The organism is Bacillus sp. 05T31, assembly GCF_056396725.1.
In genome coordinates this window covers 1-7329 of record NZ_JBFTMA010000168.1, presented here as the reverse complement: position 1 = coordinate 7329, position 7329 = coordinate 1, and the positions used below count along the sequence as shown (strand labels likewise).

General features: G+C 35.8%; 10 protein-coding genes. 8 read left to right on the top strand and 2 right to left on the bottom strand.

Annotated elements, in window-relative coordinates; genetic code table 11:
* Nucleotides 1–61: 61 nt before the first annotated feature.
* From AC1DJR_RS12740 to AC1DJR_RS12710, 7 genes are all read left to right on the top strand, one after another.
* Nucleotides 62–325 (top strand): metal-sensitive transcriptional regulator, encoded by a 264-nt coding sequence (locus tag AC1DJR_RS12740; RefSeq protein ID WP_000456201.1) that lies wholly within the window; start codon nt 62–64, stop codon nt 323–325.
* An 88-nt stretch (nt 326–413) separates the two neighbouring features.
* Nucleotides 414–974, top strand: coding sequence for a sulfurtransferase TusA family protein (locus AC1DJR_RS12735; protein ID WP_477002751.1), 561 nt, complete (start codon nt 414–416; stop codon nt 972–974).
* A gap of 38 nt (nt 975–1012) precedes the next feature.
* A complete protein-coding gene (locus AC1DJR_RS12730; protein ID WP_429687689.1) occupies nt 1013–2149 on the top strand; it encodes an MBL fold metallo-hydrolase in 1137 nt (378 codons plus the stop codon).
* A 21-nt stretch (nt 2150–2170) separates the two neighbouring features.
* Nucleotides 2171–2401 (top strand): sulfurtransferase TusA family protein, encoded by a 231-nt coding sequence (locus tag AC1DJR_RS12725; protein ID WP_060749996.1) that lies wholly within the window; start codon nt 2171–2173, stop codon nt 2399–2401.
* 37 nt (nt 2402–2438) lie between these two features.
* Nucleotides 2439–2798: a rhodanese-like domain-containing protein gene (locus AC1DJR_RS12720; RefSeq protein WP_429687690.1), complete on the top strand. Its 360-nt coding sequence runs from the start codon at nt 2439–2441 to the stop codon at nt 2796–2798.
* An 88-nt stretch (nt 2799–2886) separates the two neighbouring features.
* On the top strand, nt 2887–3366 hold the full coding sequence (locus tag AC1DJR_RS12715) for a DsrE/DsrF/DrsH-like family protein (RefSeq protein ID WP_477002750.1): 480 nt from the start codon (nt 2887–2889) through the stop codon (nt 3364–3366).
* Nucleotides 3367–3399: 33 nt separating this feature from the next.
* Entirely contained in the window at nt 3400–4173 is a 774-nt protein-coding gene (locus AC1DJR_RS12710) for a sulfite exporter TauE/SafE family protein (protein WP_477002749.1), read from the top strand.
* Nucleotides 4174–4206: 33 nt separating this feature from the next.
* Here the strand turns inward: AC1DJR_RS12710 and AC1DJR_RS12705 are convergent, their stop codons facing one another.
* Nucleotides 4207–4647 carry a hypothetical protein gene (locus tag AC1DJR_RS12705; protein ID WP_477002748.1) on the bottom strand — a complete coding sequence of 147 codons (441 nt, stop codon included), beginning with the start codon at nt 4645–4647 and terminating at the stop codon, nt 4207–4209.
* A 148-nt stretch (nt 4648–4795) separates the two neighbouring features.
* On the bottom strand, nt 4796–5998 hold the full coding sequence (locus AC1DJR_RS12700; RefSeq protein ID WP_429687693.1) for an LCP family protein: 1203 nt from the start codon (nt 5996–5998) through the stop codon (nt 4796–4798).
* 314 nt (nt 5999–6312) lie between these two features.
* Here AC1DJR_RS12700 and AC1DJR_RS12695 point away from each other — a divergent pair, with 314 nt between their 5' ends.
* A complete protein-coding gene (locus tag AC1DJR_RS12695; protein ID WP_429687717.1) occupies nt 6313–7311 on the top strand; it encodes a YhdH/YhfP family quinone oxidoreductase in 999 nt (332 codons plus the stop codon).
* The last annotated feature ends 18 nt before the right edge of the window (nt 7312–7329 follow it).

The following is a 7329-nucleotide window of genomic DNA, read 5'->3' as shown; positions in this document are numbered from 1 at the left end:
GGGTATATTATATTGTCATAAGTTATAAATGGTGACATAATGGTAATGAGGTGATTATAGAATGGAATATAATCAAGATATGAAAAATAGATTGAAACGTATTGAAGGTCAAGTTCGTGGTGTGCTTCGCATGATGGAAGAGGGAAAAGATTGCCGAGATGTTATTACACAGTTAACTGCATCCCGTTCTGCGCTAGATCGTACAATTGGACTCGTTGTGGGAACAAATTTAGAGCAATGTTTGCGCGAGCAGTTTGAGACAGGTAATGGCTCAAATGAAGAGTTAATTAAAGAAGCTGTTCAATTACTTGTAAAAAGCCGATAATCTGTCAAACATATGTGTTGACAGATTTTCAAAAACATTTTATTATACCCCTACAGGTATATGTATAATGACTAGGGAGGAAATGACGATGAGTATAAAAGTGGATACGAGTTTAGATTGTAAAGGATTGGCTTGTCCGATGCCAATTGTGAAGACAAAAAAGGCGATGGAAGGGTTGGTATCAGGGAAAGTTATTGAAATAGAGGCGACGGATAAAGGTTCTACGCTAGATATTCAAAGTTGGTCAAGTAAAGTAGGGCATCAATATATTGGAACAAAACAAGAGGGAGATATATTAAAGCATTATGTACGAAAAGCCCACGAACATGAAATGAATGAAGTTGTGAAATATCCTCATACAATTACGAATGGGGAATTGCAAAATATATTATTAAGTGGTGAAAATTGCACTGTATTAGATGTTCGTGAAGAAGCGGAATTCGCCTTTGGTCATATTCCATCCGCAATTTCGGTTCCATTAGGTGAATTAGATAGTGCTATGTTAGATTATGCGAAACCAATTTATGTTGTTTGCCGAACTGGTAACCGTAGTGATATAGCGTGCCAMATGTTGAAAGARAAAGGTTWTKCAAAYGTGAAAAATGTCATTCCAGGYATGTTAGAKTGGCAAGGGAACRTAGAAAAATAAAATTTTTTAAATAWAAAYATACCTATGGGGGTAATTGGATGAGTGTTAAACCGTTACAAGCAAAAGATATAGCAGAGAAAGTTTTATTTGGAGAGTTGTTTATTTTAGATGTTCGGAATGAAGTGGATTATGAAGAATGGAAAATTGAAGGGAAACAAATTTCTTCAATGAATAAACCATATTTTGATTTATTAGATGGTGTAGAACATATTGTAGATGAATTGCCGAGAGAGAAAGAGATTTTAGTTGTATGTGCGAAAGAGGGATCTTCTCAGTTCGTTGCAGAGCAATTGTTAGATGCTGGTTTCAATAATATTTATTATTTAGCTGGCGGTATGAAAGCTTGGAGTGAGTATGTGAAGCCGGTAAAGGTAGGGGATGTACAGGGCGGGGGAAGTATATATCAATTTAATCGTTTTGGAAAAGGATGCTTATCTTATATGGTAGTTTCAAACGGTGAAGCAGCAGTCATTGATGCGGTGAGAACGATTGAAGCATACGAAGATTTTGCAAAAGAGCATGGAGTTACTATTACGAATGTAATGGATACACATTTACATGCAGATCATATTTCTGGAGGGCGTAAGTTAGCTGAAAAAGTAGGTGGTACGTATTGGTTACCTCCAAAAGATGCCGAGGAAGTCGTTTTCTCATACGAACCGCTTATAGAAGGGTCTGTTATTACGGTGGGGGGTACCAAAATTGGAATTGACGCTTTATACTCACCGGGGCATACGATTGGAAGTACATCCTTTATTATCGATGAGACGTATTTATTATCAGGTGATATTTTATTTGTAGATTCAATTGGTCGTCCCGATCTTGCTGGAAAGGCGGAAGACTGGGTAGGGGATTTGCGAAGTACTTTATATACACGTTATAAGGAATTATCGCAAGAGTTAATTGTTTTACCAGCTCATTATTCAAAAATAAGTGAAATGGATGAAAATGGGGTTGTGAGTGCTAATTTAAAACAATTGTTTGAAGTGAATGCAGGATTAAATATGAAAGATGAGAATGAATTCCGCAAAATTGTAACGGAGAATCTACCACCTCAGCCGAATGCTTATCAAGAAATTCGTCAAACGAATATGGGTAAGATTTATCCGAATGTGGAAGAAGAGCGTGAAATGGAGATTGGTCCAAATCGCTGTGCAGTTCATGATTCATTATAAAATAACAAACTGGAGGAATAGATGATGAATGTAAACCAAGTATTAGATGCGAAAGGTTTAGCATGTCCAATGCCGATTGTAAGAACGAAGAGAGCGATGGATGCTTTACAAACTGGAGAAGTGTTAGAAGTACATGTAACGGATAAAGGATCAGTAAAAGATATTCCAGCATGGTCAAAAACAGGCGGTCATGAAATAGTAAAGCATAATATAGAAGACGATGTGCTGAAGTTTTGGATTAAGAAGGCGTAGTAAAGAAATAATTTTATAAATGTAGAGGGGGAGTTATATGAACACAATATTAAGTACGCTTTTCATTGTACTTGCTGCATCGTTTGTTATTTCACGTTTTTTACCGGTGAAAGGTGTTCAAAATATAAATGGAAAAGAATTAAAAAGTATAGTGGGAAAACAGGGAAAGCAGTTTATCGATGTTCGTACAGTAGGTGAATATAGAGGAAATCATATGAAGGGATTTCAGAATATCCAGCTAAATGAGTTAGCTAGTAAAGTAAATCAGTTAGATAAAAATAAGGAAGTAATTGTTATTTGTCAGAGCGGGATGAGAAGTAAGCAAGCAGCAAAAGTATTAAAGAAATTAGGATTTCAGCGCATTATAAATGTTTCAGGCGGTATGAACGCTTTGTAAGGGGAAAGTAGTATCGGGTGTAGCTAGATAATTTGAGCCTTTTTACAATTTTTAAAATACCCCTACAGGTAATTAGGAGGAGAACAGTATGGAACAACAGAAGAAAACAACAATTGTTTTATTTAGCGGAGATTATGATAAAGCGATGGCTGCTTATATTATTGCAAATGGTGCAGCGGCGTATGATCAAGAGGTGACTATTTTTCATACTTTTTGGGGATTAAATGCTTTAAGGAAAGATGAACATGTGAAAGTGAAGAAAACTTTTGTAGAGAAAATGTTTGGAAAAATGATGCCGCGCGGCGCTGATAAGATGGGATTATCAAAAATGAATTTTGCTGGTATRGGRCCAAARATGATTAAAGGTATTATGAAAAAACATAAWGCRATGCCTTTRCCAGATTTAATYGATWTGGCGAAAGAACAGGGARTTAARCTTGTAGCTTGTCAAATGACAGTAGATTTATTAGGGTTAAAAGAGGAGGAGATTATGGAAGGGGTAGAGTTTGCAGGAGTAGGTGCATATTTAGCAGATGCTTCGGATGGGAATGTGAATTTATTTATTTAAATCACCTTCTTTTTAGAAGGCAGGGGATACAATATGAGTTTAACAGTATTACTTTTTATTATTGGGTTTATAGGTTCGTTTATTTCAGGAATGGTTGGGATTGGCGGTGCAATTATTAATTATCCGATGATCTTATACATTCCAGTATTGCTAGGATTTGCTGGATATACATCACATGAAGTGAGTGGTATTACAGCGATTCAAGTATTCTTTGCAACTTTTGCAGGCGCGTGGGCGTATAGGAAAAGTAACGATATGGATAAAACCTTAGTTGTTTATATGGGAGCTAGTATATTAATAGGAAGCTTTGTAGGTAGCTTTAGTGCGAATCTATTAAATGAGCATGCTGTAAACGTTGTTTACACATTACTAGCTACTATTGCGGCTATTATGATGTTTATACCAAAGCGAAGCAATCGTAAGGGGACAGAAGGAATTACGTACAATAAGTGGCTCGCTAGTTTGCTAGCGTTTAGTGTAGGAAGTGTTTCCGGCATTATTGGGGCTGGTGGTGCRTTTCTTTTAGTACCGATTATGCTAGTTGTTTTAAAACTACCGATACGTACRACAATAGCAACATCTATCGCTATTACTTTTATTTCCTCGATAGGAATTACTACTGGRAAAGTGATTACTGGACAAATAGTTGTTATTCCGGCTCTTATCGTTGCGATAGCAAGTTTATTTGCCGCTCCGCTTGGAGTGAGAGTAGGGAAGAGAGTGAATCAAAAAGTCTTGCAATACGTATTGTCTACTTTAATTGTAGGTACTGCGATAAAGATGTGGRTTGATATGATATYRAARTAAAARGATGGTGCTCTTGYAGCACCATCTTTTTAATTAYGCCCAAATMACYTTCATTAAGTTCTTATATTCATCGTTTGCCAGTTTATATAGCATTCTCGTATGTTCAAAGACAAGTGCGGGATTAAAGTTTGGTTCTGAGAATGCAAGAGATGTTGAAATATCAATTGCGTTTTGTTTGTTTAGCGTGAATTTTGCAAATCGATAAGATGTGTTTAATTCATTGATGACATGTAAAATRTCATTTKTTGATGTTGAATCAGGTACAAGAGCAACATTGAAGCAGTATATATCCACAGCAGGATGTTCGYTTTGGAARGCAGCGATAAGTTGAATTTTTGCGCCAGCTTCTGTTTCTAATCCTACTGAGAAATGTACAGAACCATCATTTTCATCTATATTTTCTTCCATGTATATATCGTTTGATTTTAAGTACTCTTTAAAATCTGAAATGTTATGTTTTACTGCAGCTTTCATATGTGTGAGCCCCCTGATAATTGGAATAGATTACTATTATTTATTATAATTTAAAAATATTAAAAAAGATAGTTGGAAAGTTCTGATTTTTAATTTTGAAAGAATTAAAAAGAAGCAGTGCTCTACCTCCATAGAGCACTGCTTCAATTTATTCATTGTCATTAGACGATGTTTCTGTATCTTCACTGTTATTCTTATTTTGAGTTTCATCGTTACTTGATTCGCGTTCACTCGTATTTTCAGACTTAGATTCTTTTGTTTTCTCTGAGCTTGTTTTTTTCGAATCAGAATCAGATTTTGTATAGGCAGGTAGTCCAAGGTGACTACGAAGTTCGTTTGTAACATTAGCTAATTCTTTTTTATCTGGATTGTAGTAGTAAGTTCGGCCACCACCAGATGACTTACTACATGTATCATCACCTTTTGCCATGTAACAATCTTCACCTTCAAGTTGTAATTTCTCAATTGAAGAATCTGCTCCATATTTATAGAATGAAAGCATATCGTCGAATGTTAAGTTTGTAACGAATTGTCCGTTAATATCATCAATGATGTTACCAACTTTTGTTACGGATCCAACGCTTGTTAGTTTCTTTAAAATGGCTTCAATAACGAGTTGCTGACGTTGACCACGCATCGCATCACTATCGATGTGCCTTGTTCTAGCAAGAGCAAGAGCTTCTTCACTATTTAACTTTTGAACACCTTTTTTCAGGTGAATTGCATCGGCGTTATCATTACTATCTTGTTCAGTAAACTCAACTGGTACGTCAACTTCAATGCCRCCTAAATCATCAACAATTTTCATGAATGATTTAAAGTTAAATTTTACAAAGTAATCGACAGGAACATTCATTAATTTTTCAACTGCATCAATACTAGCTTGCGGTCCACCATCTTTTCCGTTTTTAGTAGAACCAAATGCATGAGCGTGTGTAATTTTATCTTTTTTCTTTTCTACTGGAATATAAGTATACGTGTCTCGTGGAATACTTAATAGTTTTACAGTTTTGCTATCTTTATTAAACGTTGCAAGTAATAGTGCATCCGTTCTTATAGCTTCACCATATTCTTTCCCACGGACATCGCTTTCATCAACACCCATTATTAAGACAGAGACATTATTCGTAATAGGTTTTACAGCTTTATCACGTAAATCAGATTTATCACCGCGCGCTAAATCGTGAGCGGCATTTCGAATAGCAGAAGATGCTTTATTTACTAAAAACCAAGTATAACCGCCACCTATTATTAAAAAGAATAAAATAACGCTTATAATAATTTTTGTTTTTTTCTTACCTTTTTTCGATGTACTTCGTGTATTTTCTTGYAAAGATGGGTTTTGCTCCATTTCTTGTACTCCTTCAGTTGGATTGAAATACGACACTCATATCCACTTATTATAATGAAATTTAGCGAAAAAAAACATTACAAATCATTTACATTTCGTAAAAATTCAATTTATTTATAAAAAGTCAGATTTTCTATATTTTATTTTAAAGATGTAGAACAAGTATAATGTGTTTTAGTAGAAATGAAAATATGTATTGTGAGAAAGGGATAGAGAAGTAAGATTTGTTGAAATATAGCCAAGAAGAAGCGATGCGCTTTATAAGCATTTCTTATATAATAAAGAAGGATTTTACGGATGAAGGAGAGAGCGTAATGAATCATACATCATTCCGAGCAATGGTCGTGAACGAAAAAGAAAATAATCAATTTGAAAGAAAGCTTGTTGAGAGAGAAATTAATAGTTTACCTGAAGGAGATGTGCTAATACGGGTTCATTATTCTTCATTAAATTATAAAGATGCCCTTTCAGCTACTGGTAATAAAGGTGTAACGAGAACATATCCTCATACACCAGGCATAGATGCAGCAGGAGAGGTAGTTAGTAGTGGAAATAACGCCTTTCAGGAAGGCGATCAAGTTATTGTAACTGGATATGATTTAGGTATGAATACTTCTGGTGGTTTCGGGGAATATATTCGCGTGCCATCATCTTGGGTCGTTCCTTTACCAAAAGAAATGTCTTTGAAGGAAAGTATGGTATATGGGACAGCAGGTTTTACGGCTGCCTTATCGGTATATAAGCTTATTAGAGCGGGAATTACGCCTAGTACGGGAGATGTTTTAGTAACGGGTGCTACGGGCGGAGTAGGCAGTGTAGCAGTTAGTATTTTAGGAAAGCTAGGATATAGCGTAGTAGGGGCAACAGGGAAAATGGAAGAGAAAGAGATGCTGCTACGTTTAGGGGCAAAAAAGATGATTCATCGCGCGGAGTTGAGTGATGAATCAGGAAGACCGATGCTTAAAGGAATATACGCTGGGGTTGTCGATACTGTAGGCGGGAACATGTTAGAAAGTTCTTTAAAGGTAGTTAAGTATGGAGGCTGTGTAACAACGTGTGGTAACGTAGCAGGGCATGAATTAAATACAACTGTATACCCATTCATATTACGAGGGGTTAGCCTTATAGGAATAGATTCAGTTCAATGTCCGGTAGATGTGAGAAGAGAAGTGTGGGCGTTGCTAGCTGGTGAGTGGAAAAATTCAGAGCTATTATCTTATGCAGAAGAATGTACATTAGAAGAATTAGATGAGAAATTTACACTTATGCTGCAAGGAAAGTTAAAAGGAAGAACGGTTGTAAAGATGAAATGAAAAAAGAGACGCTTAAAT

Coding starts and splice junctions, on each gene's coding strand:
- AC1DJR_RS12740 (WP_000456201.1), top strand. CDS start 62: ATGGAATATAATCAAGATATGAAAAATAGATTGAAACGTATTGAAGGT.
- AC1DJR_RS12730 (WP_429687689.1), top strand. CDS start 1,013: ATGAGTGTTAAACCGTTACAAGCAAAAGATATAGCAGAGAAAGTTTTA.
- AC1DJR_RS12725 (WP_060749996.1), top strand. CDS start 2,171: ATGATGAATGTAAACCAAGTATTAGATGCGAAAGGTTTAGCATGTCCA.
- AC1DJR_RS12720 (WP_429687690.1), top strand. CDS start 2,439: ATGAACACAATATTAAGTACGCTTTTCATTGTACTTGCTGCATCGTTT.
- AC1DJR_RS12695 (WP_429687717.1), top strand. CDS start 6,313: ATGAATCATACATCATTCCGAGCAATGGTCGTGAACGAAAAAGAAAAT.